The sequence below is a fragment of the Pseudoalteromonas sp. 23_GOM-1509m genome, assembly GCF_000518425.1.
Taxonomy (GTDB): domain Bacteria; phylum Pseudomonadota; class Gammaproteobacteria; order Enterobacterales; family Alteromonadaceae; genus Pseudoalteromonas; species Pseudoalteromonas tetraodonis.
The window spans coordinates 1-1,192 of the sequence record NZ_JADO01000031.1; the positions used below are offsets into that span (position 1 = coordinate 1).

A 1,192-nucleotide genomic window follows, 5' to 3' on the forward strand; every position below is an offset into this window, starting at 1 on the left:
CATAAAACGCGTTTGGCGTTGTATGGTTAAGCCTCACGGGTAATTAGTACAAGTTAGCTTAATGGCTCACACCACTTCCACATCTTGCCTATCAACGTTGTAGTCTTCAACGGCCCTTCAGAGACTTTAAAAGTCTAGTGAGAACTCATCTCGAGGCCTGCTTCGCGCTTAGATGCTTTCAGCGCTTATCAGTTCCGAACGTAGCTACCGGGCAATGCCATTGGCATGACAACCCGAACACCAGCGGTTCGTTCACTCCGGTCCTCTCGTACTAGGAGCAACCCCTCTCAATTCTCAAACGCCCACGGCAGATAGGGACCGAACTGTCTCACGACGTTCTAAACCCAGCTCGCGTACCACTTTAAATGGCGAACAGCCATACCCTTGGGACCGACTTCAGCCCCAGGATGTGATGAGCCGACATCGAGGTGCCAAACACCGCCGTCGATATGAACTCTTGGGCGGTATCAGCCTGTTATCCCCGGAGTACCTTTTATCCGTTGAGCGATGGCCCTTCCATTCAGAACCACCGGATCACTATGACCTACTTTCGTACCTGCTCGACGTGTCTGTCTCGCAGTTAAGCTGGCTTCTACCATTACACTAACCGTACGATGTCCGACCGTACTTAGCCAACCTTCGTGCTCCTCCGTTACTCTTTGGGAGGAGACCGCCCCAGTCAAACTACCCACCAGGCACTGTCCGTAACCCCGATTCAGGGGCCAACGTTAGAACATCAAAACTACAAGGGTGGTATTTCAAGGACGACTCCACAAAAACTAGCGTCTCTGCTTCTAAGTCTCCCACCTATCCTACACATGTAGGTTCAATGTTCAGTGCCAAGCTGTAGTAAAGGTTCACGGGGTCTTTCCGTCTAGCCGCGGGTACACAGCATCTTCACTGCGATTTCAATTTCACTGAGTCTCGGGTGGAGACAGCGTGGCCATGGTTACACCATTCGTGCAGGTCGGAACTTACCCGACAAGGAATTTCGCTACCTTAGGACCGTTATAGTTACGGCCGCCGTTTACCGGGGCTTCGATCAAGAGCTTCTCCGAAGATAACCCCATCAATTAACCTTCCGGCACCGGGCAGGTGTCACACCGTATACGTCATCTTGCGATTTTGCACAGTGCTGTGTTTTTAATAAACAGTCCCAGCCACCTGGTCACTGCGGCTCCAATCAGCTTAG

Annotated in this window: 1 rRNA gene; it reads right to left on the minus strand. The window is 51.6% G+C overall.

Features of this window, described 5'->3' with window-relative positions:
- Window positions 1–22 precede the first annotated feature (22 nt).
- Window positions 23–1,192, minus strand: a 23S ribosomal RNA gene (locus tag N523_RS0110540); the annotation flags it as partial.